The 23,325-nt window shown below is 73.2% G+C and carries 13 protein-coding genes; 4 read left to right on the plus strand and 9 right to left on the minus strand.

The genetic code is table 11. The features are described from left to right. The 4 genes from AC27LF_RS09875 to AC27LF_RS09890 all read left to right on the plus strand — a co-directional run. Positions 1-1,405 (plus strand): gamma-glutamyltransferase family protein (locus AC27LF_RS09875; RefSeq protein ID WP_479665152.1); only part of this gene is annotated, 1,405 nt, incomplete at its 5' end. 17 nt (positions 1,406-1,422) lie between these two features. Then, on the plus strand, positions 1,423-2,403 hold the full coding sequence (locus AC27LF_RS09880; RefSeq protein WP_479665151.1) for an amidohydrolase family protein: 981 nt from the start codon (positions 1,423-1,425) through the stop codon (positions 2,401-2,403). A gap of 10 nt (positions 2,404-2,413) precedes the next feature. Further along, positions 2,414-3,004 (plus strand): RraA family protein, encoded by a 591-nt coding sequence (locus AC27LF_RS09885; RefSeq protein ID WP_479665150.1) that lies wholly within the window; start codon positions 2,414-2,416, stop codon positions 3,002-3,004. Beyond that, on the plus strand, positions 3,001-3,888 hold the full coding sequence (locus tag AC27LF_RS09890) for an NAD(P)-dependent oxidoreductase (protein WP_479665149.1): 888 nt from the start codon (positions 3,001-3,003) through the stop codon (positions 3,886-3,888). Before AC27LF_RS09885 ends, AC27LF_RS09890 begins: the two co-directional genes overlap by 4 nt. Positions 3,889-3,911: 23 nt before the next feature. Here the strand turns inward: AC27LF_RS09890 and AC27LF_RS09895 are convergent, their stop codons facing one another. From AC27LF_RS09895 to AC27LF_RS09935, 9 genes are all read right to left on the minus strand, one after another. Further along, entirely contained in the window at positions 3,912-5,006 is a 1,095-nt protein-coding gene (locus AC27LF_RS09895; protein WP_479665148.1) for an alpha/beta hydrolase, read from the minus strand. After that, entirely contained in the window at positions 5,003-5,956 is a 954-nt protein-coding gene (locus AC27LF_RS09900) for a MurR/RpiR family transcriptional regulator (protein ID WP_487227796.1), read from the minus strand. The genes AC27LF_RS09895 and AC27LF_RS09900 overlap by 4 nt, the downstream gene beginning before the upstream one ends. Positions 5,957-6,154: 198 nt before the next feature. Then, entirely contained in the window at positions 6,155-7,360 is a 1,206-nt protein-coding gene (locus AC27LF_RS09905) for a Cmx/CmrA family chloramphenicol efflux MFS transporter (RefSeq protein ID WP_479664307.1), read from the minus strand. A gap of 271 nt (positions 7,361-7,631) precedes the next feature. Further along, positions 7,632-8,714: a class I SAM-dependent methyltransferase gene (locus tag AC27LF_RS09910; protein ID WP_479664308.1), complete on the minus strand. Its 1,083-nt coding sequence runs from the start codon at positions 8,712-8,714 to the stop codon at positions 7,632-7,634. Next, positions 8,711-9,949 carry a glycosyltransferase gene (locus AC27LF_RS09915; protein ID WP_479664309.1) on the minus strand — a complete coding sequence of 413 codons (1,239 nt, stop codon included), beginning with the start codon at positions 9,947-9,949 and terminating at the stop codon, positions 8,711-8,713. The genes AC27LF_RS09910 and AC27LF_RS09915 overlap by 4 nt, the downstream gene beginning before the upstream one ends. Next, a complete protein-coding gene (locus tag AC27LF_RS09920) occupies positions 9,946-10,854 on the minus strand; it encodes an alpha/beta fold hydrolase (protein WP_479664310.1) in 909 nt (302 codons plus the stop codon). The genes AC27LF_RS09915 and AC27LF_RS09920 overlap by 4 nt, the downstream gene beginning before the upstream one ends. Before the next feature lie 3 nt (positions 10,855-10,857). Beyond that, positions 10,858-11,112: an acyl carrier protein gene (locus AC27LF_RS09925; protein ID WP_479664351.1), complete on the minus strand. Its 255-nt coding sequence runs from the start codon at positions 11,110-11,112 to the stop codon at positions 10,858-10,860. Positions 11,113-11,273: 161 nt separating this feature from the next. Then, positions 11,274-16,199 carry a type I polyketide synthase gene (locus AC27LF_RS09930; protein ID WP_479664311.1) on the minus strand — a complete coding sequence of 1,642 codons (4,926 nt, stop codon included), beginning with the start codon at positions 16,197-16,199 and terminating at the stop codon, positions 11,274-11,276. A gap of 10 nt (positions 16,200-16,209) precedes the next feature. Then, positions 16,210-23,280, minus strand: a complete 7,071-nt coding sequence (locus tag AC27LF_RS09935; RefSeq protein WP_479664312.1) for an SDR family oxidoreductase — start codon at positions 23,278-23,280, stop codon at positions 16,210-16,212. Between the last annotated feature and the right edge of the window lie 45 nt (positions 23,281-23,325).

Below are 23,325 nucleotides of genomic sequence, written 5' to 3' on the forward strand. Positions count from 1 at the left end.
CCATGAGCCGGCACCCGCGGTCCTCGACTTCGTCGGACCGGCACCGGACGCCGCACACCCCGACCGGTTCACCGCTCCCGGCAGCAAGGACGCCGGGATTCTCTCGGCGATGGTTCCCGGCGCGGCAGCGGGCTGGTCCGCCGCCCTGGAACGCTACGGGACCATGGACCTCGCCACGGTGCTGGCACCGGCCATCGCCTACGCCGAGCAGGGTTTCCCGGTCTCCCACTATCTCCACCACTACCTCGCGGCGGCCCGTCCCCGCCTCGAACTCGCCGCCACCAGCAGAGAGATCTTCCTCCCGAACGGACGTGTCCCGCGCCCGGGTGAACTCCTCGTCCAGAAGAACGCCGCCGACACCCTGCGGCTCATCGCCGAAGCCGGCGCCGAAGCCCTGTACCGGGGTCCCGTCGCCGAGGAGATCGTCCAGTACTGCGCCGACCACGGCGGCCTGCTCGCGGCGCCCGACCTGGCCGGCTTCACGCCCCGCTGGCAGAGCCCGATCTCCAGCACATATCGGGGGCTGACCGTCTACTGCCCGCCCGCGCCGAGCGCCGCGCTGGAATACCTCGTGAGCCTGCGCATGCTCGGTGAGTTCCCGCTCTCCACGATGGCGCCGGACAGCGACACATATCTGCACCTGCTGTCCGAGGTCTTCAAGGTGGCGATCGAGGAACGCAAAGCCCACCTGTTGGATCCGTCACCCCCGTACCAGGACCTGCTGTCCGGCGCACACATCACAGCGGCGACGAAGCGGCTGGACCTGCGGCGGGCAACCGCGTTCCCAGGGGAGCGTCACGAGTACAACCCCGCGCTGGAGTGGACCCGGGCCGTGTTCAACGGCCCGGAGAACACGACGCACTTCGTCACCGCCGACGCACAGGGCCATGTGGTGTCCTGCACCCAGACCCTGGGGGGCGCGTTCGGGTCAGGTGTGGTGGCCGGCACCACCGGACTGCTGCTGAACAGCTTCGCCTCCTGGTTCGACACCGATCCCACAAGTCCCAACGCGATCGGCCCCGGCAAGAAAGTGGAGGTCTGCCTGGCTCCCTCACAGATCTGGTCGGACGGCGAACCGTTCCTGGTCGTCGGCACACCCGGATCGCACGGCATCCTGCAGACCACACCCCAGATGATCATCAACGTCGTCGACCACCGCATGGGCATCCAGGAGGCGATCGAGGCGCCTCGGATCCGTGTCGGGCACGGCACCCTTCTGGGCGCCGAGAGCAGGATCAGCAGGGAAACCCTGGCCCGGCTGCGTGGCCGTGGACACCAGGTGCACGACCTGGGCGCCTGGAGCCGCGTGGTCGGCGGCGGACACGGCGTGGTCTTCGATCCGGACACCTCGACCATGTGGGGCGGGGCCGATCCCCGACGCGACGGCTTCGCGTTCGCCTGGTGAACGAGAGCCCGCCGGCTGTGAACCGACACGGCGGCATCGACGTTCACGCACACTTCCTGCCCAAGCGGTACCGGACGGCGTACCAACGCCTCGGCACACCTGGCCCGGACGGCCTGGCGGCATGGCCGGACTGGTCTGCCGGCCAGGCCCTCGCCACGATGGACGAACTCGACGTCGAGCTCGCCATCCTGTCCGTCTCGTCGCCGGGCGTCCACTTCGGCGACGACCGCGCGGCGACGGTGCTCGCTCGCGGCGTCAACGAGGACGGGGCAACGCTGGCCGCCCGGCACCCGGACCGGTTCGGGTTCTTCGCCTCCCTGCCGCTGCCCGACGTGGACAGCGCGCTGGACGAGATCGCGTACGCACTCGACCAGCTCGGCGCGGACGGCGTGGTCCTGCTGAGCAACTACCACGGGACATATCTCTTCGATCCGAGGTTCCGCCCGGTCTTCGACGAACTCGACCGCCGGGGCGCCGTGGTCTTCCTGCACCCCACGTCGCCACCGTGCTGGGAGCAGACCGCGTTCGGACAGCCCCGCAGCCTCATCGAGTTCCCCTTCGAGACCACCCGGGCGGTCACCGGTCTGCTGCTGACCGGTGCGCTGAACAGGTACCCGCGGCTGAGCGTCATCCTCCCCCACGGCGGTGGCGCCCTGCCCTCACTCGCCGACCGGATCCACACGCTCGGGCAACTGACAGCCGAGCGGCGCGGCGCCGACCCCGTCGACGCTCTGGCGCTCCTGCGTCGGCTCCACTACGACCTGGCGGGGTTCCCGCTCGACACCCAACTGCCCTCGTTGCTGCGGCTGGTGCCGCCGAGCCGGCTGCTGTACGGGACCGACTGGCCGTTCACTCCCCGAGCCCAGATCGCCGAGTCCGCCCGGCGCATCGCGCACACTCGCCTGCTGTCCGGCGACGACCGCCACATGATCCGGCACCGCAACGCGCGCCGCCTCTTCAAGCGCTTCACACCCTCCGGCACACCCGACCCTTCCTGAAGGAGTTCCCATGGCTACACCCCACGCCGACGACCTCGACCGCTGGCACGGGCTGACCAGCAGCACCGTCTGCGACTGCCTCAACCGGTTCCAGGCCATGCACGCGGCCATCCGGCCGGTCGCGGGCGGCACACTGCTGGGACGCGCATGGACCGCCCGGAGCATGCCGGGCGAGAACAACACCCTGCTGCGCGCCATCGAGACGGCACCGGCCGGCAGCGTTCTCGTCGTCGACGCCGGCGGCTTCGTGGACCGGGCCGTCTGGGGCGAGGTCCGCACCATGGAGGCCGTCCGGGCCGGTCTGATCGGCCTGGTCGTCGACGGCGCGGTCCGCGACGTCGAAGCGATCCGCCGGCGGGGCTTCACCGTCTACGCGCGCGGCATCTGCGCCGCCGGGCCGAACAAGGGATGGGACGGCGATGTCGGCGGCCAGATCCAGTGCGCGGGCGTCGTCGTCAACCCGGGCGACCTGGTGGTGGCCGACACCGACGGAGTCGTCGTGGTCCCCCGCGACCGGGAGGAACAGGTGCTCCTCGACGCTCGTCGACGTCAGCAGGAAGACGCCGACCTCATCGCCCAGGCCGCCAAGAGTCCCCGATGACCATCGGATTCGTCGGTCTGGGCATCATGGGCCTGCCCATGGCCGCCGCCCTGCTCGACGCCGGTCACCAGGTGATCGGATACAACCGGAGCACCGCCCGGACGGACGAACTCGTCCGCCGCGGCGGTGCCGCGGCCGGCGACCTCACCGAGGTGGCACGCCGCTGCGAGGTGGTGATCACCATGCTTCCGGACACCCCCGATGTCGAGGCGGTCGCCCTCGCTTCCGACGGGCTCCTCGCCACCATGCGTCCCGGGAGCCTGCTCATCGACATGAGCACCGTCCATCCGGACACCGCCCGCCGGATCGCGCAGGCCGGTCGCGAGCGCGGTGTGGACGCCCTCGACGCCCCGGTGTCGGGCGGCGAACAGGGCGCGATCGACCGGGTCCTGTCCATCATGGTCGGCGGTGAGGCGGCCGCCCTGGAACGGGCACTCCCCTGCCTGCGCGCCATGGGCCGCACCGTCGTGCATGTCGGCCCGGCCGGTTCCGGTCAGACCGTCAAGGCCGCCAACCAGCTGATCGTCGCCGGGAACCTCGCCGTCCTCGCTGAGGCGCTGGTGCTTGTCGACGCTGCCGGAGTGCCACTGCCGAGGGCGCTTGAGGTGCTGGGCGGCGGTCTGGCGGGCAGCCGAGTCCTCAGCCAGAAGGGCGCGAGCATGAGTGAGGGGGCATTCACGCCGGGATTCCGCGTCGCCCTGCACCACAAGGACCTCGGGATCGCGCTGGAGACCGCCCGGGGGCACGGTGTCGCGCTACCCGTTGGCTCGGTCGCCGCACAGCAGATGGCAAGCCTGGTCGCCATGGGCGCGGGTGCGCTCGACCACGCGGCCGTCGTCACTCTGGTCCGCCTGCTGTCCGGCGTCGACGCCGGACAGCGGTGACTCGCGGGCATATGTCCGACGCCTCATGGGACGTCATGGGGCGTCAGCGCACCGGAGACGACGAGGTGAAGATCCTCGGCGGCCAGCCACAGCTCCTCGATATGGCGTGCCGTGCGGCGGGCACCGGCGGCGCCGAGGAAGAAGAAGTGGTTGCCGGGCATGAAACGGACCAGGTCCGTGGACAACCGCCGGCTGTACGCTGTCAGGCCCGCCCAGGTGCCGGCCGGCAGGGCCGTCGCATCCGACAGGCGCCATCCCAGTGAGTAGGCGGTGATCGCCGGCCAGGTGAGGTGATCGCACAGGGCGTGCCGGGCGTCCTGTGCGCCCTCCGGGACGATGGCCGCGCAGAGGGGGAACTCCGCCCACCGCCCCACCCCGGTCTCCCGGATCGCGGCCTCGGCGTCATGGGTGTCGGCCTGCCCGTCCCAGTGCTGCGCCTCACCCCGCAGAGCGACCGAGTGCCGGCACAGGTAGTGCCGTACGTACTCGTCCCGCGACATGATCGGCCTGCCGTGTTCCGCCTGAGCGGAGATCTGCCCGTACCAGTTGTCCAGGCGCGTCGGCGGCTGCCCCAGGGCGGCTTCCCACAGACCGTCGGGGGTCAAGGGCTGCCCTGCCGGGGGGACCGGTACGAGGCCGGGCAGCGGAGCCGAAGCGGCGAGCGACACGAAGCACCGCAGATCGAGGCCGATGCGCCGGGCGGTCCTGGCGAACGGCAGGACGGATCGGCCGGCCATGCTCCAGCCGCACAGGATGGCTCCGGCCCCGAGCCGGTGCTCGGCGACGATCCGCTGGGTGAGCACCGCTGCCGCGGCACCCCACCGGTCGACGGTCAGCTCCGGGTGCGCCGCGGGAAGGGCCGGATGGTCCGACGGATACGACAGTGCGAGCACCGTGAACCCGCGTGCCGCCAGCCAATGCGCGAGAAAGTCGTCCGGGCGGCCGTCCGGGTGCCCGTAACTGATGCGGGCCAGGTGGCCGCCGCCCGGCAGGAACACGACGAGGGGCCGACCGGGGTCGCCCACCCGCAGATAGGTCAGGAGCGGGATCCCCTCGCTGTACTCGACGGACTCACCGCTGTAGGGAAGGGCCTCACCACGGCCCAGGTCTTCCCTCACAGCATGTGCTCGGCGTGGACGTCCGCGATCGCGTTCAGGTACGCCCTGGACCGATCCGGATCGCGCAGGGCGAGTCCGACGAACAGCGCGTCGGTGATCGCCAGGTGTGCCAGTCGGCTGGCCGTGGCCTCCAGCCGGAAGCCCTGCCCCGGGCTGCCCGCGATGAGCGGCGCGTCCGCGATGTCGGCCAGCGGGGAGCCGTGAAAGCTCGTCACCGCGATGACGTAGGCGCCGCCCGCCTTCGCGGTCTCCGCGGCCAGCACCGTCTCGCGTGTCGCGCCGCTGTGGCTCATCGCCAGGCAGACGCCGCTTTCGCCCAACTGCCGGGCGGCGATGTGCTGTGTGATCGCGTCCATCGGCGCTGCCGTGGCCAGCCCCAGCATCCGCATGCGGTGTGCCGCGTCTCGGACGGGTGTGGTCGACTGGCCGTTGCCGACGAAGAACACCTTCTGGCGGGTGCGCAGGGCGCTCAACGCACCGGCGAACGCGACCGGGTCGACCGTGCTGATCGCATCGGACAGCGCACGGCTGCTGGCCGCGAGGATGGTGTGCAGCACCGTATCCGGAGGCGAGTCGGTGTCCAGCTCGTCGGCGAACACCAGTTGGTCGGCGCCGCGCAGGGCCAGGTCACGGACCAGGGCCAGCTTCAGGTCCTGGAAACCCTTGAACCCGGCTTGCTGGCAGGCTCTGACCACGGTCGACGCCGCCGTGTCGGCGCGCGCGGCGAGGTCCGCGGCGGAGTACCGGGTGGCTGCCTCGGGGTCGGCGATGATCACCTCCATGGCCCGCCGCGCACTGGGCACGAGCGACGGCGCCGCGGCCTGAATCTGCGCGAGGACCGCGCCGCTGGTCAGCGGGCCGGTCGACCGCCCGGACGGGGGGGTGTGAGGACCCGAGTCCTGTGCGCCGTCCCCCTCGGCTCCCTGACGTCGGGCTGCCTTGGCCGTCATCCCCGCCCCTTCCTCCATCCAGGGAATGTTGTTGCGGCGCCAGTGTACCGCAGGGAACAACGTCTCCCGTGCAACGCTCGTGCCTCAATTTAACCGCGGTACGGAATACAATTCCACCTGAGCCACATGTTCCGTCTTCGCTGCGGCCGGACCACGGTCCCGCGGTCCGGCCTCGCCGTATGGGGCGTACCGGTTGTCTCACTTGGGCGGATGCGCGCGACACGTTGCGGATGCCGCCTTGGTGTTGCGGCCGGCCGCGACCACAGTGCGCAGGGGAAACGCGATGAGCAGGGTGATCGCGATGAGCAGGCCGCTTGCCCACAGCGGCCCGAGGTCTCCTGCCGCGGTACTCAGGGCGGTCGCGGCGATGAGGGAACCGACGGTGGCGCCGATGTTGAGTGCCGCGGTCGCATACGCCCCGGCCATGGTGGGGGCTCCCGCGGCCTCGTAGAGGATCCGTGTGATCAGTGTGCTGCCCACCGCGAACGACAGCGTGCCCTGCACGAACACGAGGGTGAACAGGGCGACCGGCTCGTCGGCCAGCGCCGCGAGGGCCGGCCAGCCGATGAGCAGCAGCGGGCCACCGACTGCGATGACCGGACCGGGACGCCGGTCGGACAGCCGGCCGGCGACGGTGACCCCGGTGAAGGAACCCGCGCCGAAGAGCACCAGGACGACAGAGATCCACAGCTCGCCCAGTCCCGCGGTGTCGGTCACGACGGGGGCGAGGAAGGTGAAGCTTGCGAACGTCGCCGCGTTCACCAGGGCGCCGAGCAGCATCACCAGGATCAGTGGCGGCCTGGTGAGCTGGGCAAGCTCCGCGCGCAAGGCCGGACCGCCGGCCGTCTCCTGCCTCGGACATGCCGTTGGGATGCCCTTCAGGATGCCGAGGGCCGCAGGCAGGCACAGAGCGGCGACGGCCCAGAATGTGGCTCGCCAGCCGAGCAACGTGCCGAGCACGGACCCGCCGGGGACGCCGGCGATCGTGGCCGTCGTGGTGCCTGACAGCAGCACGGCCAGCGCACGTCCCTTCTTGTCCGGCGAGACCAGTGTGGCGGCGGTCGTCAGGGCGACGGCGAGGAACCCCGCGTTCGCGAGCGCGGCGACGATCCGGGTGGCGAACAGGACCGGGAAGTCGGTGGTGCCGGCGCCCACGGCATGAGCTGCCGCGAAGGCGAGAACGAAGCCGAGAAGGCCGGCGCGCCTGGGCCAGTTGCGGGCGAGTACGGCCACAAGGGGGGCGCCGACGGCCATGCCGACCGCGAAGGCCGAGGTGAGCATGCCTGCCGTCCCGACGGTGACGTCGAGATCCGTGGCGATGTCCGGCACGAGGCCGGCGAGCATGAATTCCGAGGTGCCCATGGCGAAGACGGCCAGGGCAAGCAGGTACAGCGGGAGAGGCATCGGGTGGCTCCGGGGTGAGGAGAAGCACGAGGAGGTCGTCTCGTCACCGCGGCCAGCCCCAGCACACCCTCGTCGCACCTCACAGTGCGGTGTGACGACAGGGCTGTGTTCAGTGGGTCAGGGGGCTGACGGCGTGACCGAAAGCCCCCACCTCGCTCGCTTCAGGGCTCACCATGATCCGCACGCTACGTGGCCGAGGTGCGCTGGTGCAACCGGCTTTGCCGGCGGCCCTCGACGTACGCCGTGGGTGTGTCACCGGGCGCCGGTGGCGTCAGTCGCGGCGGGCCACGATGCGGTAGGCGTTGGACAGACGCCACCGGTGGGCGAACGGCTTGATCGCGAACCGGTCCAGCAGGGTGGCCAGCAGGAAGACGGGGACGCCGGCCAGCAGCAGCCCGGTGCGCAGGGCACGGCGCAAGGCGCCCGGTGGCCGCGGCAGCCAGGGAAGGTCCTCGCGCGGGGCCACGGCGTCGAGCGCCAGCCAGACGGCGGCGAGCAGGTCGACCGGGTCGTGCGGGCCGGCGTGCTGTTCCGCCACGACCGTGAAGCCACGCTCCGTCAGTCTGCGCCGCAGATTGGCGGCCGGCATGAGGTGGAGGTGCTGCGGCTGGAGCCAGGGCAGCCACCAGCGGCCGAGGAGGCGGGCGTAGCGGCTGTCGGGGTCGGGGACCTCGATCAGCAGATGACCGCCCGGGCGCAACGCCTGGTGCGCTGCGGCCAGTTCGCGGTCGGGCCGTGTGCAGTGCTCCAGGTAGTGGAACATGCTGACGACGTCGTAGTGGCCGGGCAGTCGGGGGGCGAGATCGGGCAGGCTCCCCCGGTAGCCGCGCTCCACCCGCCCTGCTCGCTCGGCGAGTTCGGCGCCGTCGGTGAAGTCCAGGCCGTCGAAGGCCGTACCGGGCAGGACGGCGCGGGCCGCCTCGCAGAAGTGGCCGTGGCCGGTGCCGACGTCCAGCCACCTCTTGGGGTCCGGCGCGTACGGCAGCAGGGACTGGGCGCGCCGCCGGTACATCCTCGTGCGCCCGGCGAAGGCCGTACCGCGGTCCTTCTCGCCGAGGCCGTCGTAGAAGTCGCGGTAGTAGAACTCAAGTCCGGCCGCGGTCAGCCGCGGGTTCTGGAAGACGTGCCGGCAGTCCTGGCACCGGTCGAGCAGGAAGCGGCCCGGTTTGTGCTGGAGCAGATCGGTGGTGCTCAGCCGTCTGGTCAGCCGGTCGGAGCCGCACCAGGGGCAGTGGGTACGGCGGGGTTCGAAGAACCGCTCCGTGCCCTGGTCGAGGCAGGCGCGGTAGTGGGGGCGCAGTGCGGCGACCCGCCGGCTGCGCGGTGGCGCCGGAGGCCGGGTCTTGTCGCTCATCGGGGCTCCTTCGCGGGCGGGCCGGCGGCGAGTTGTTCGAGGTGCGAGGCGGCTGCTCGGGCGCCGCCCGCGGCCCGGAACGCGGCGCCGATCCGTTCGGCGGCGGCCCGGTGGCCCGGCTCGTGGAGCACGGAGTCGAGCGCGTGGCCCAGCCCGGTGGCGGTGACGCGGCCGAACCGGACCCGGATGCCCGCTCCCGCCGCGGTCACCTGCCCGGCGATCACGGGCTGGTCGTCGCGGATGGGCGCCACCACGAGGGGGACGCCGTGCCACAGCGCCTCGCAGACGGTGTTGTGCCCGGAGTGGCAGATCACCGCGTCGACCCGTTCGAGGAGCGGGAGTTGGGGGACGGAGGGGACGATCAGCACGTCCTTGTCGAGTGTGTTGTCCAAGGGGCGGCCCGTACCCGGCGGGCCCGGTTCGTCCGGCTCTTCCAGCACGCCGCCCGGGTCCACGATCACCGCCTGGAGCCGGTCCGTTCGGCGGCGCACCGCCGTCAGGCACGCGGTGAGGAAGCGGGACCCGACATCGGTGTTGGCCGTGCCGAGGGTCACGAGCACGGTGGCCCGGCCGGGGTCGAGCCAGTCCCAGGGGAATCCGGAGCCGGTGGGGCGAGCCGCGATGGACGGACCGATGTAGCGGATGTGCTCGCCCTTGCGGGCCGTGGGACCGACGAGTTCAGGAGTGCTGAACGCCAGCGTCAGGTACGGGGAGAACCGCGGGTCCAGGATGCCCGACGGATCGCCGATGCGGGCGCGCAGTCGGCGCAGCAGTCCGTCCATCCAGTGGGAGATCCCTGGTGTGCCGTCGAGCGCGTCGGTGAACTCGGCGGAGGTGGTGGCCGAGGTGGCCCAGGGCAGCCGTAGCCGCTCGGCGACCAGCCCGCCGGCGAACGCCTGTTGGTCGGCCACGACCACGTCGGGCCCGAACTCCCGGGCCGCCGTGGCCACTCCGGGCGCCATCGCCTCGGCGAGCGGCACAAGGAAGTCCTCCCACAGGAACTTCAGCGCCGCCGGGCCCCGCAGGTCCGATGGGCGCGCCGTGGCCGCCTCATCGAGCAGCGGCCCGGCGCACGGGAACACCGTGGCGTCGTCTGCGGTGAGCCGTCGTACGAACGCGGGGTCGACGGACGCCCAGGCCACCCGGTGTCCCCGCGAGGTCAGTTCGGCCGCGACCCCGACGGTGGGATTGATGTGGCCGACCAGCGGCGGCACGACGAAGAGGAATCGGCTCACCCTGCCTCGCCTCCCGACAGGCGTGACACGGCCGCGGTTGCGGGCCCCGGGACAGGTGACTTTCCGGTTTCAGCGGTGGGTTCGCGGCCTTCGAAGCCGGTGAGGTCGGTGGTCCGGGCCGCTGTCTCGTGGATCAGGGCCAGGATGTGGGCGCCGACCGTGTGCGGCGCCTCCACCAGGACGGAGTGTTCGTGTCCGGGCACCACCACGGTCCGGCAGTCGGGCAGCAGCGACTCCAGCCATGGTGCCTGTTCGGTGAGCGCCGAGTCACCACCGTAGACGACGAGCACCGGGCAGCGTACGGAGCGGATCTGCTCGTCGGTCAGGACGCTGCTCGCGGGGATGTCGCGGGCGACGGTGGTGGCCCGTACGAGGCGGGCCGCGCTCTTCGCCAGCCGGGCGGTGTTGTGGCCGCGGTGGGCGCTGATCCATGCCAGCGCCTCGGTCTCGTGCCGCGCCAGTTCGTCCGTCGCGCGCCGCAGGACGCCGCCCATGGTCGCCGCCCAGGCCGCGGTCGCCGGGCCGGATTCGATCACACTGACGCTCGCGGCGCGCTCGGGGTGGCGTTCGGCGTAGCCGAAGGCGACGGTGCCGCCGTAGGAGTTGCCGACCAGGTGGACCGGGCCGGTGACCTCCAGCCGGTCGAGCAGCGCCGTCAGGTCGTCGAGGGTGTCGTCGAGTGTGTAGCCGTCGGCCGGACGCTCGCTGCGGCCGTGGCCCCGCTGGTCGTACATGACGACGTCGATCCCGGACGCCGTGAACGAAGGCGCCACGGTGAGGTAGTAGCTGGCCAGGCTGTCGGTGAGCAGACCGTGGACGAGGACCGCGGTGGCCTTGACGCGGCCGTCTGTGGGCCTCAGCCGCTGGACGTGCAGCCGGACGGCGCCGATGTCGACCATCGCCATGCGTCAGCCCGCCTCAGCGGCCTTGAGGCTCTGTACGACATGCTCGACGAGCCGGCCGACGGTCAGTTCGATGATCTCGTCGAACTCCATGCCCGCCACGAACTCCGCGAAGTTGATCCGCCTGCCGTACCGCTCGTCCAGCAGGCCCGCCAGGGTGACCAGGTCGATGCTCTCCAGCTCCAGATCCCGGTTGAACGTGGTCGTCATGCCGATTTCCACGTCGTCCTCGCCGTACTCGTCGAGGATCGTCGCGAGCATGCCGGCGATCACGGCGAGCACCGCTTCTTCGGTCACGGCGTCATCGGTCACTTCGTTTTCGGCCACGGCGTCATCGGCCACTTCGTTTTCGGTCACCGGCTCTTCGGTCACCGGTGCGTGCTTCTGCGGCTCTTCGGCCGGGGCCGTCGAAGGGTTCGGGGTCATCGGTCGTTCTCCTCTTCGTCCGTCATCGGTGCCGTCGTGGGTGCCGTCGTGGGTGCCGTCGACCGGGCCGTGTCAGGGGTGTTGCCGGGGCGTCGCCCATGGCGGTTCGAGGGGGTCGTCCGCGGCCCCGTCGTCCAGGCCACGACGTACTGCCGGTCCGGGAGGCGGGGTGGGTTGCCGACCCGCTCGCAGTGCACGGTGTAGGCGGGCGCGAGGCGTCCGGAGACCAGCAGCCGGCCGGGGTCCGCCGCCTCCAGGACGGCGAAGTCGCGCGGGCGTCCGCCCAATCCGGTGCCCTCCGCCTTGGCGACCGCCTCCTTCGCGGCCCAGAAACGTGTGAACCACAGCGCCTCGGGCTCACCGGTGGCGGCGCACCGGGCGCGCAGCAGACTCGACTCGTCCTCGCCGAGCGCGACGGCGAGGGTTTCCGGGGAGCGGTCGACGACCTCTTCGATGTCGATGCCCGGTCCGGGGCCCGGGGTGCGCGGCCGTACGATCGCGACCGCGGCCTCCGCGCGGTGGGCCGACGAGACGTCGAGCGGGGGCAGGCTGCGGCCGTGCAGCCCGGTGACGTACGGGCGGCCGTGCTCATCGTTGTGCACCCGGATCTCCGCGGGGAAGACCGGGCCTTCGCCGTGGTCCCAGAGCCATTGCCGTACGGCGTCCTTGACCGCGATACGGCCGAGCAGCCACTGCCGTCGGCCGCGCGGGGGATGCCGCGCGTACTGGGTGCGTTCCGCACCGCTCAGGGAGTTGCGCATGATCAGTTCGCGGGAGGCGAGGTCCGGCCACCGTTCGTGCAGCAGTGACCAGCCGCCGGGCCGGGTCCGGGAGAGGGTGTTGCGTTCGGGGAACCGCTCCGCGGGCCTGGTCTGCGGGTCGTTGTCGAAGCGGCGGTCCTGCCAGCCGGTCAGCTCCGCCCAGACCTCGCCGGCGACGGCGAGTTGGACGTCGGCTTCGAGCAGGGTGTCCGTGAGGGAGCCGATCCGGACCAGGCACTCGACCCGCGTTCCGGGACGAGGGTGCGGTCCGTAGAAACTCATCTTGCGCATCTGGACGGGGAACACGACGGTCCGCTCACTGCGGGTGGCCATGATCCAGTAGCCGAGGAGCTGGCCCACGTTGTCCAGCAGCGCGCCGGGCGCCGGTGGTGTGGTGATGACACCGCGTACGTGGTGGTCGCCGATCGCGGTGAGTTCGGTGACGCCTTGGTACTGCGGGCCGTGGAACATCCAGCGTTCTTCGTAGAGTTGCGTGGCGATGTGGGCGGGGGCGCTCTCCGACGCGGTGTCGGTGCGCCAGCGGGCGGGCCTGGGGGTCGGGTAGGCGTCGGCGAGTTCGACCACGGCGCGGGCCCGGGCGCCGAAGGACACCTTGAGGCGTCCGGGCCCGTCCGGTGTCGCGGTGACCGTGACGTGGACGGGCGGCACGGCGGTCAGCCACTCGTCGAACCGGGCACCGTGCACGGCGACGGCCTTCGGCCCACAGCCGGTCCGCGGTCGCGTGCCGGCCTGCGTCCTGCGGGCGGTCGGCGACTCCAGGGCCGCCTGCTGGGCCGCCTCCATGAGGTGGTGGACGATCGTGGTGGCCGGTACGACGGGCCAGCGGTCGCCGATGTCGGGCCAGCCGGGCCGCTGCGGGAAGAAGCAGTGGTCCAGCAGGTACGGCATGGTGTCCGGGGAGACGTGGACGACGGTCTGCCACTGCCGGGTGCCGGGTGCCACGCCGGCCGGTGCCTCGGGCGTCCGGTCCTGCGCGGTCGACGGAATCGAGGGGGCTGATGGGGTCGCCGCGGCCGGTGGGAGCGTGGCCGGTGAGGGCGTGGCCAGGGAGGACGTGACCGGTGGGAGGGGTGGCCTCGGCCGGGTGCGGGCCGCGGTGAGCAGTGCGGCGGCGGTGTCCGCGGTGTCGCGCAGCAGTGCGCTCAGTTCGGCCGCGACCGGGAAGCGCGCGACGAGCGCGTCCAGTTGCGACGAAGCCCCCGTGGCGGCGTCGCCCCCGACGGCCGCCGGCGGCCTCACGGTGGCAGGGACCGCACGGGGTTCGGTACGGGGTCCGGCGGAAGGTCGGGCACGCAGTTCGGCGCGGAGTTCGTCCAGGACCGGACCGGCGAGCGACACCAGCGCACCGCCCAGGTCGAGCCGGACCGGGGGCCGCCCGGCCCGCCCGGCGCCGGAATTCCGGGCGGGCACGGCGGCGGTGGCCGCTTCCCGGGGCGGCCGCGGCAGCGCGGGCGCCACCGGTGCACCCGCCGTCCACAGCGCCGTCGCCACCCGGCGCAGCTGTGCCAGACCGGAGCGGTGCGGCGAGTTGGCGGCCACGGCCAGGTGGTCGCGGCCGCCCAGGATGTCGCCGATGAGCGAACCGAGCCGGCCCGTGCCGACCTGGACGAAGACACGGTGGCCCGCGGCGTACAGGGCTTCGACGAGTTGCCGGAAGCGGACGGGTTCCAGCAGGTGCCGGACGAACAGGTCACGCACCGCCGACTCGTCCTCGGGGAACGGTGCCGCGGTGGTCCCGGACCATACGGGCACACTCGGCGGACGCAGCCGGAACCGGCCCGCCGCCTCCTTGATGGGCGTGAGGTAGGGCTCCAGCATCGGAGTGTGGAATCCGGAACGGAACGGCAGGACCTGACCGATCACTCCGCGTTCCCGGAAGGAGCGGACGAACCGGTCGACGGAGGCGTCCGGGCCGCACACCATCGACTGGCCCGGCGCGTTGTCGTGCGAGAGCACGAGCCCGGCCCCGGCCCATTCCTGATCGGCAAGGGCGGCCAGGACCCGTTCGGCGGGCGCGCCGACGGCGCCGAAGGCGAGGCCCGCAACGGTCACCGTGTCGGGGTCGAACGACTCCATGAAGGCGTTCACCTCGTCCGCGGCGTACAGACCGGCCGCCGCCATGGCGGTCCACTCCCCCACGCTGTGCCCGGCCACCGCGTCCGGGACGAGCCCGATGCGACGCAACGCGCCGTCGAGCAGCAGGCCGACGCCGACGACACCGAATCCGTGCCGGCCCACGTCCGAGACGCTGACGCGTTCGCCGCAGGGGTGGGGGCTCGCAACGGCGGGCAGGGCGAAGTGCGCGGCGACGTCGTCCACGCGGGGCTCGAAGTCGCCTTCCAGGCCGGGGAAGACGAAGGCGAGTCTCCCGGGGTCCGGGGCCCCGTGCCCCAGGAGCGGTCCGGGGCGGAACCAGACGTCGCCCCGTCCGTGCCAGGGGCGCTGCCTGGCGACCGCACGGCGGGCCAGGGCGAGCCGTTTGGCGGTCGGGTCGATGAGGCCGAGCCGGGCCGGGCCCGCGTGCGAAGGGGGCTGCCGGGCGTTGAGCCCCGAGCCGAGCAGGGTGGCGTCGTCCGCCTCCAGCAGGGCGGCGAGTTGTCCGGGGCCGTCGGCGGCGAGCAGCAGAATCCGCTCCGGTTCGGCGACGACGGTGGCGCGGGCGACCGCCGGTGGGGGCGGGGAGTGGGCCGCCGAAGTGGCCGTGCGCCGGGCCGGTGCCTGTTCCAGTACGACATGGGCGTTGATGCCGCCGAAGCCGAAGGCGTTGACCGCGGCCCGGCGGATCGGCTGGGCGGGAGTGGTCCGCCAGGGTGCCGCCCGGTCCAGTGGGCGAAAGCGGGTGGCGGCGAGCGCGGGATGCGGGTCGTCGCAGTGCAGGGTCGGCAGGAGCGTGCCGTGGTGGACGGCGAGGGCGGCCTTGATCAGACCGGCGATGCCGGCGGCGGGCATGGTGTGGCCGATCATCGACTTCACCGAACCGATCACCGCGTGGCCGGTGCCGTCGCCGTGTCGTGCCTCGTCGGGCCCGAAGACCTCGGTGAGGGTGGCGAGTTCGGCGGCGTCCCCGGCCGGGGTCGCGGTGCCATGGGCCTCCAGGAGGCCGACCGATCCCGGCCGCGCGGGGTCGAGACCGGCGGCCTGCCATGCCTGGCGCACGGCGTGTGCCTGGCCGGCGGGGTCGGGGTTGACGAGGCCGGCGGCGCGGCCGTCGCCGGCCACGCCGGTGCCGCGGATGACGGCGTAGATCCGGTCCCCGTCGCGTTCGGCGTCGGCCAGTCGTTTGAGGACGACGACGCCGGTGCCCTCACCGATCAGGATGCCGTCGGCGTCGCGGTGGAAGGGACGGATCCGCTGGCTCGGGGAGAGCGCGCGGAGTTGGGAGAAGACGCTCCACAGGGTGATGTCGTGGCAGTGGTGGACGCCTCCGGCGAGCATCATGTCGCAGCGCCCGGCGGTGAGTTCGCCGACGGCCTGGTCGACGGCGACCAGCGACGAGGCGCAGGCGGCGTCCACCGTGTAGGCGGGGCCGCGCAGATCGAGCCGGTTGGCGACGCGTGAGGCGGCCAGGTTGGGCACGAGTCCGATCGCGGAATCCGGGCTGTCGGAGCCCAGCCGCTCGGTGAACGCCGCTCGCACACGCTCTAGTTGACCCTCCGTCAGTTCGGGCAGGAGTTCGCCCAGGGTGCGCACGAGCTGCCCGGCGGTGCGGACCCGCTGGTCGAGCCGGGCCAGTCCGGGGGTGAGATAGCCGCCCCGGCCGAGGACGACGCCGACGCGGGGCCGGTCCGGCAGCCGTTCGGTGCCGCCCGCGTCGGCGAGGGCGGCGGCGGCCACGTGCAACGCGATGAGCTGGTCGGGCTCGGTGCCGGCGACGGAGTTCGGCATGATCCCGAACCGGGTGACCTCCACCTCGGCCAGGGTGTCGACGAACCCGCCACGCCGGCAGTACACCCGGTCGGCGGCGGCCGGGCCCGCCGCCGCCTCCGGACGGTAGTAGTCGGCGTCCCACCGCCCTTCGGGTACGTCGGTGATGGCGTCGGTTCCGTCGAGCAGGTTCCGCCAGTACGCGTCCAGGTCCCCGGACCCGGGCAGCAGCACGGCCATGCCCACGATGGCCACCGGTGTCTGACGCCTCGTCATGGCGTTCATGTCACCAGCCCGAGGCGGTGTAGACGACGGCGCGGGTGGACTCGTCGCCCCAGGCGAGTTCGCGCAGCAGGGCCGCGGTGCCCTCCTCGGGATCGATCAGCGTGATTCCGCGCCGCGCGTACTCGCGGGCGAGTTCCGGGCTCACCATGCCGGTGTGGCCGCCGGTCGGTGCCCAGGGACCCCAGTGGACGGTCAGCGCGCGCCGTCCGGTACGGGCGGCCCAGGCGGACCCGATGCTCTCCAACGCGTCGTTGCCGGCCGCGTAGTCGGCCTGGCCGCGGTTGCCCAGGACGGCGGAGACACTGCCGAACAGCACGGCGAGACCGGGGCCGTTCGGCAGTTCCTCGACGGCGGTGAGCAGTGCCGCGGCGCCGTCCGTCTTCGTGCCGTAGACCCGCTGGAAGGACTCGGGGGTCTTGTCCGCGATCAGCTGGTCCTCGATGACGCCGGCCGCGTGGACGACGGCGTCGAGGCGGCCGTGTTCGGCGTGGATCTCCTTCACCGCCTGGCGTACCGCGTCCTGTTCGCGCAGATCCACGCAGCGGTAGCGGGCCTGGCTGCCGAGCGCTGCGAGTTCTTCGAGTGTGGCGGTGATCTCCCGTTGCGCCAGCAGGAGTTCCGCCTTGCGGTTGAGTTCGGCGGGGGTGGAGCCGCCGTCCGCGCGCAGGGCGAGGGCCGTGCGCAGTTCGGCGCGGGTGCGGGCGCCGGCCGTCTCGGGGTCCTCGGGGCCGGCGGGTGCGGGGGTGCGGCCGAGCAGTTCGACACGGCACCGGGAGGCGGCGGCGAGCGCGGCGGCCACCTTGGCGGTGATGCCGCGTGCCCCGCCGGCCAGGAGGACCACGCTGTCGCGGTCCAGGCCGAGGGCGGCGGCCTCGGCGGCTCCGTCACCGGCCGGTCCTGCGCCGGTGGTGCCGAGTGCGCCGAGCGGCGTTTCCACGAGGTCCAGCCGGTGCCGGCCGGCCGCCGTGCGCACCACGACCGGGGCCGGTCCGGCGGTGAGGAGTTCGGCGAGCAGTGCCTCGGCCACCGCATCGGGTGCCATGTCGTCGAGGTCCACGATCCGGGTGACGGTCTGCGGGTACTCGCGCGCGACGGTGCGGAAGAATCCGTGCAGCCCGGCCGACCGCACATGCGGTACGGGTCCGTCGGCGGGCCGGGCGGCGAGCAGCCAGGCCGGGCGCGGTCGCAGGGCGGCCCGGAGCACCGGGAAGGCGTCGGGCAGCACCGGCTGCCGGGCCGGCGCGAGGGCGTCGAGGTAGAGCACGCCGTCCACGGGCCCGTCGGCCTCGGTGAGCAGGTGTTCCGCGGGACGGACCACGACGTGGGCGCCGTACTGGACGAGCCGGGCCGCGAGGTGGTGGGCCACGCCCTGGTGGGCCGCGTCCGCGCCGCCGCCGCCGGGACCGCCGCCCTCGCCGCCGTCCCCGTCCCGGCCTCGGTCCCCGTCTCCGTCGTCTCCGTCCCAGTCTCCGTCTCCGTCTCCGAGGACGACGAACCGCTTCTGGGAGAGCAGGGACGCGGGGTCGGCCGCGTCACCGGCCGGTTCCAGGAGCGTGGGCCTGAGCTGGTACCGCTTCGGGGCCCGGCCGGGCGTCGGCGGCTCCGCCACCGGCTCGGGCCCGCTCGTCCGGGCGGCCGGTGCGGTCAGTCGCGCGGCGAGCCAGTCGGCGACGGAAGCGGCCGTACGCGCCTTGGCCAGCTCCTCCAGCTCCCCGTCGCCGAGCCCCGTGGGCCCGCCGTCGCCCCTGGCCCCCAGGCGTCGCGCCAACTCGCCCGCGATCTCGGCCCGTTTGATCGAGTCGATGCTGAGATCCGCCTCCAGATCCAGGTCCGGCTCCACCATCTCCGCCGGATATCCGGTCCGTTCGCTGACGATCTCCACCACCAACCGCAGCACGTCACCCCGTGACACCGCCGCGGCGGGATCCGCGGACGGCGCGTCCTGTTCGGGCATCGGCTGCCGGGGCGCCTCCGGGACGGCAGGCCGCGGCACCGATACGGCGGGTGCGACGGGTGCGACGATCGCCTCCCCCGTCGCCGTACCGAAATGGGTGAGGAGCACGTCGCGTTGGGCGGCGACCATCTCCCGGCTGGTGCGCAGGAATTCGGCGATCAGCGCGTCCCGTCCGGCCAGGTGACCCGGGTCGCCGTCAGGGTGGTTCGTCGTCACAGTCGTCTCCACGACGCGTCGGGCCGGTGCCAGAGCACCGGGCAGAAGGTCTCCGGCGGCGGTGCGGACCAGGTGTCCGTCGACCGTCCAGCCGGGTGGGCGGGGTGCCGTCGTACGGCAGGCGTCCACGGCGTCGCGCCCGTGCAGCAGCCATCCGGTGCGCACCGGCCGGCCGGCGACGGCGATCCGGGCCAGGGCGTCGAGCCAGCCCCGCAGTCCGCTGTCGGGGCGCGGTTCACAGGCGATGACGCGGTGCGGGCGGTCTTCGAGGATCTGCCCGACGAGCCGGGTCAGCACGGTGCCGGGGCCCGCCTCGACGAAGATCCTCGCCCCGGCCTCGTACATCGCCTCGATCTGCGTGACGAAGCCGACCTGGGCGCCTATCTGGGCGGCCAGTTCGGCGCGGACCGCGTCGGGGTCGGCGTCGTACGGGGTGGCCGTCCGGTTGCTCCACACCGGGAACTCGGGCGGCCGCACCCTGCGGCGGGCGAGTGCCGTGGCGAACCGGTCGGCGGCGTCCGCGACCAGCGGGCTGTGGAAGGCGCAGGCCACCGGGAGGAGTCGGGCGCCGAGTCCGGCCGCGCGCAGCATCCGGACGGCGCCGGTGACCTCCTCGGTCGGGCCGGATATCACGGTCTGCCGGGGCGCGTTGTGGTTGGCGACGACGACCGTGGCTGGTGCGCCCGCGCCGTGCAGGGCCCGCCGTACCTCATCGGGGTCGGCCCCGACGGCGGCCATGGTCCCGGGGTCCGTACCGGCGGCCGGGAGGATCGCCTCCGCCCGCTCGGTGCTCAGCTCCAGCAGGGTCTCCGGGTCGATCGCACCGGCCGCGCACAGGGCGACGAGTTCCCCGTAGCTGTGTCCTGCGGCCATGTCCGGGCGGATGCCGGCGCCGGTGAGCAGGGTGTGGGCGGCGAGCCCGGTGAGGCCGAGGGCCGGCTGGGCGACCCGGGTGTCGGTGAGCGCGGCCCGCTGCCGCTCGCGTACCTCGTCGTCGAAGGCAGCGGGCGGGAACAGCGTGTCGACGTGGTCGCGGCCGAGTTCCAGGTAGTAGCGCAGCTCGGGGAAGGCGATGAACACGTCCGCGAGCATTCCGGGGCGTTGGCTGCCCTGCCCCGGGAAGAGGAACGCGACCTTCCCGCCGGTCACCGTGTCGGCATCGGTCCCGGGCGCGGACTCTTCGCTGCCGTCGGCGAGATGGATGCCGGCCGCCGGATCGTGCTCGCCCGCGAGCACCCGGCGCAGCTGTCGGATCAGTTCCGCCACGTCCGTGGCCACGACGGCCGCCTGGACCGGTTCGTGGGAGGTGTCGGAGCGGCGGGCCGCGCCCAGCGCGAGGTCGCGCAGCCGCCACGGGCGGCCGTCGGCCTCGGCGGCGGTCAGCACCTCCTCGACGGCGTGCCAGGCCGCCGCCCGGTCCCGGCCGCGGAACGTGAACAGTTCGGCGGGCCAGGCGTCCTGGGCGGGGGCCGGCGCCGTGGCGTCCGCGTGGCCGCTCAGCACCACATGGAAGTTGGTCCCGCCGAAGCCGAACGCGCTCACCCCGGCGATCCTTCGGTGTGCCGGTGCCGCCCAGGGCCGGGCCCGGGTGTGGAAGGCGAACGGGCTCTTCCCCTCCTGCCAGGCCGCGTTCGGCCGCTCCAGGTGCAGGGTGGGCGGTCGTACCCCGGTGTGGACGGCGAGGGTCGTCTTGATCAGTCCGGCCAGCCCGGCGGCGCACTTGGTGTGCCCGATCTGCGACTTGACCGAACCGAGCACGCAGCCGCCCGGTGCGGCGCCGGACTCGGTGAACACCTCGCTCAGGACGGTCAGTTCGGTGCGGTCACCGACCACGGTCCCGGTGCCGTGTGCCTCGATGAGGCCGATGTCGGCGGGTGAGAGGTGAGCGTTGCGGTAGGCCCGCTCCAGCGCGGCACGTTGTCCCTCGGGGCGGGGTGCCGTCAGGCCGAGCGAGCGGCCGTCGCTTGAGCTGCCGATCCCCTGGATCACGGCATAGATCCGGTCGCCGTCGCGTTCGGCGTCGGCGAGTCGTTTGAGGACGACACAGGCGACGCCCTCGCCCAGGGCGATGCCGTCGGCCGATGCGTCGAATGCCCGCGACCGGCCGGTCGGGGACAAGGCGTGCACCGAGGAGAAGAGCACGTAGTCGTTGATGCCGTTGTGCAGATCGGCGCCCCCGCACAGAACGATGTCGCTGGTGCCGCCGACGAGTTCCTTGCAGGCGACGTCGAGCGCGGCCAGTGAGGATGCGCAGGCCGCGTCGACGGTGTAGTTGGCGCCGCCGAGGTCGAGCCGGTTGGCGATCCGGCCGGAGATCACATTGGCGAGCATGCCGGGGAAGGAGTCCTCGGTGAGCCGGGGCAGTTGGTCGTCCAGGCCGTCGGGCAGCTTGGCGACGTACGAGGGGAGCACCGCGCGTAGAGTCGCGGCATGGGAGAGGTCGCTGCCCGCCTCGGCGCCGAAGACGACGGAGGTGCGCGCGCGGTCGAAGCCCCGGCCCGACTCGCCGTACCCCGCGTCCTCAAGGGCACGCCGGGCGGCTTCCAGGGCCAGCAGCTGTACGGGTTCGACGCTGCCGAGCGAGGCGGGCGGGATGCCGTAGCGCAGCGGGTCGAAGGGGATCGGCGGCAGGAAGCCGCCCCACTTGGAGGCGGTGGATCCCTCGCCGTCGTCGCTGTAGTGCACGGCGGGGTCCCAGCGTTCCGGCGGTACCTCGCCGACCGCGTCGTGGGCGCCGACGACGTTGGCCCAGAAGGCGGCGAGGTCGGGTGCCTGCGGGAACATGCAGGCCATGCCGACGACGGCGATGCCGAGCGGTGCGGGCGCCGTGGGGGCCGCGGCCGGCTCCGGGCCTGCGCCGCCCAGGCGGTCCTGGAGCGCTGCCGCGCGCTCGGTGAGGAAGGCGGCGCCGCCGTGGGTGACGCTGTGGTGCAGCGCGCCGATCGTGGTGGTGGCGGAGCGCAGCGCGGCGACCTGCCCGGCCATGAACAGGCCGTCGGTCAGCTGGCGTTCCTCGCCGAGCGCGGTGAGGGCACCGGCGGTGTCCCGTTCGACGCCCTTGCTGGCGATCCGCAGCCGTCCGACGTTGAGCCGTTCCAGTTCCTCCCAGATCCGCCGGTCCGCCGCGCCCCCGGCGCGCAGCCGTGCCTCGTGCGCGCGGAAGTCCCGGGTGAAGGGGCTGGGCAGGCACCGGGTGGCGTGGCCGGGCGCCGTCTCCAGCAGCGTGGTCCGTGACGCGGCGACGACCTGCCGTTGGAACAGCGGCCGGATCGCGCCGTGTTCCACCGCTTCCTCGGTGAACAGGTAGGCGGTGCCCATGAGGAGGCCGACGGCGACGCCCCGCGCGGTCAGTGGGGCGGCGAGGGCGGCGACCATCGCCGCGGAGCGCTCGTCGTGGACGCCGCCCGCGAAGAACACCTCGACGCTCGCCGCGGTCCCGTCCTCCGCGTTCGCCAGGAAGTCCTGCAGAACCGCGAGTTGGGCCTCCCACAGGGGAAAGCTGCCGCGGGGCCCGACATGGCCGCCGCACTCGGAACCCTCGAAGACGAACCTGCGGGCCCCGTTGTCCAGGAACTGCCGGAGCAACCCGGGCGACGGCACATGGAGAAAGGTACGGATCCCGGCCCGTTCCAGCGCCTCGGCCTGGGACGGCCGTCCGCCCGCGATGACCGCGTGGCTGGGCCGTAGCTCTCGTACGGCGTCGAGCTGGGCGTTTCTGACGTCCTCGGGGGCGAAGCCGAGCACACCGACGCCCCAGGGCCGTCCGGCCACCGCCTCGCGGGTCTCGGTGAGCAGGGCGCGGGTCTGTTCGCCGTTCGCGAGGGCCAGGGCGAGGAACGGCAGGCCGCCGTCGGCGGCGACGGCGGCGGCGAACCCCGCCTGGTCGCTGACTCTGGTCATCGGCCCCTGGGCGACGGGCAGCCGGGTGCCGAGCGCCCTGCTCATCGGGGAGCCCTCGCGCAGCGCCCGCGCGGGCCCGTCGTCGCCCGCGGCGTCCCGTACGACGTCTGTGATCGCGTCGGTCAGGGCGTTGACGGTGCGGCCGACGTCACCCCAGCGTTCGGCGAACCGGGCGGCGAGGAAGCCGTCCTGGCCCACCGGCAGGAGTTGGGTGCGCGGGTCGTCGGCGCCGAGCAGCGCCGACAGCGCCGCCGGATCACCGACCGGCGCGCGTGGGGCGTCCGGGCCCCGGCGGTGCAGCACCCGGTGGCCGGCGACGACGACGGTCTCCGAGCCGTCCATGGAGCGCAGGACGGCGGCCGTGGCTTCGGGCAGCCGGGATTCGGCGAGCAGCGCCAGTTGGCTGTCGAGGACGACACCGGCCGCCCCGCCGGCCACGGCCGCCGCCGCGGTGCGCGGGCCGATGCCGCCGCAGGCCCAGACGGGAAGGCGTGCGCCGAAGGCGCGCAACAGGTGCTGGAGCAGCACGAAGGTGTTCAGTTCGCCGGTCCGGCCGCCGCTCTCGCCGCCCCGGGCGATCAGCCCGTGGGCTCCGGCGGCAACCGCTTGTTCGGCCTGCTCCAGGTCCGTGACCTCGGCCAGGACCCGGTGGTGTGCGGTGATCTCCTCGATGCGCCAGGGCGCGTCGGGGGCGAGCACGACGGTGCCGGGCCCGCCGCCGTCGCCGTCCCGCGCACGCACGCCGGGCACTGCCCGAGGCGCACCGTCCGGCGCGAGGTCCGCGGGGTCCATGCGGCAGGATCCGCCGACCCGGACCCCGTACGAGACCGGCGCCAGGTGCCGTATCCGTGCCAGCGCCTCGTGGGCTCTTCGGTCGCCGGCGCCCAGGTCGAGCACCCCGAGTCCGCCGGCGCGACCGACCGCGGCGGCGAGTGCGGGGTCTGGTTCACCGAACGGGGTCACTCCAATGATCAGATCGACGGCGCGCAGGGCATGCGTCATGTCTCTCCGCCTCGTGAGGGAGATTGCACGGTGGGGGAACGCGGC

Source organism: Streptomyces diversicolor (assembly GCF_057537855.1).

What these genes read in the sequence shown, in the direction of transcription:
- AC27LF_RS09930 (WP_479664311.1), bottom strand. Translation starts at nt 16,199, where the DNA reads ATGACGAGGCGTCAGACACCGGTGGCCATCGTGGGCATGGCCGTGCTG.
- AC27LF_RS09885 (WP_479665150.1), top strand. Translation starts at nt 2,414, where the DNA reads ATGGCTACACCCCACGCCGACGACCTCGACCGCTGGCACGGGCTGACC.
- AC27LF_RS09925 (WP_479664351.1), bottom strand. Translation starts at nt 11,112, where the DNA reads ATGCTCGCGACGATCCTCGACGAGTACGGCGAGGACGACGTGGAAATC.
- AC27LF_RS09905 (WP_479664307.1), bottom strand. Translation starts at nt 7,360, where the DNA reads ATGCCTCTCCCGCTGTACCTGCTTGCCCTGGCCGTCTTCGCCATGGGC.
- AC27LF_RS09920 (WP_479664310.1), bottom strand. Translation starts at nt 10,854, where the DNA reads ATGGCGATGGTCGACATCGGCGCCGTCCGGCTGCACGTCCAGCGGCTG.
- AC27LF_RS09910 (WP_479664308.1), bottom strand. Translation starts at nt 8,714, where the DNA reads ATGAGCGACAAGACCCGGCCTCCGGCGCCACCGCGCAGCCGGCGGGTC.
- AC27LF_RS09900 (WP_487227796.1), bottom strand. Translation starts at nt 5,956, where the DNA reads ATGACGGCCAAGGCAGCCCGACGTCAGGGAGCCGAGGGGGACGGCGCA.
- AC27LF_RS09935 (WP_479664312.1), bottom strand. Translation starts at nt 23,280, where the DNA reads ATGACGCATGCCCTGCGCGCCGTCGATCTGATCATTGGAGTGACCCCG.
- AC27LF_RS09890 (WP_479665149.1), top strand. Translation starts at nt 3,001, where the DNA reads ATGACCATCGGATTCGTCGGTCTGGGCATCATGGGCCTGCCCATGGCC.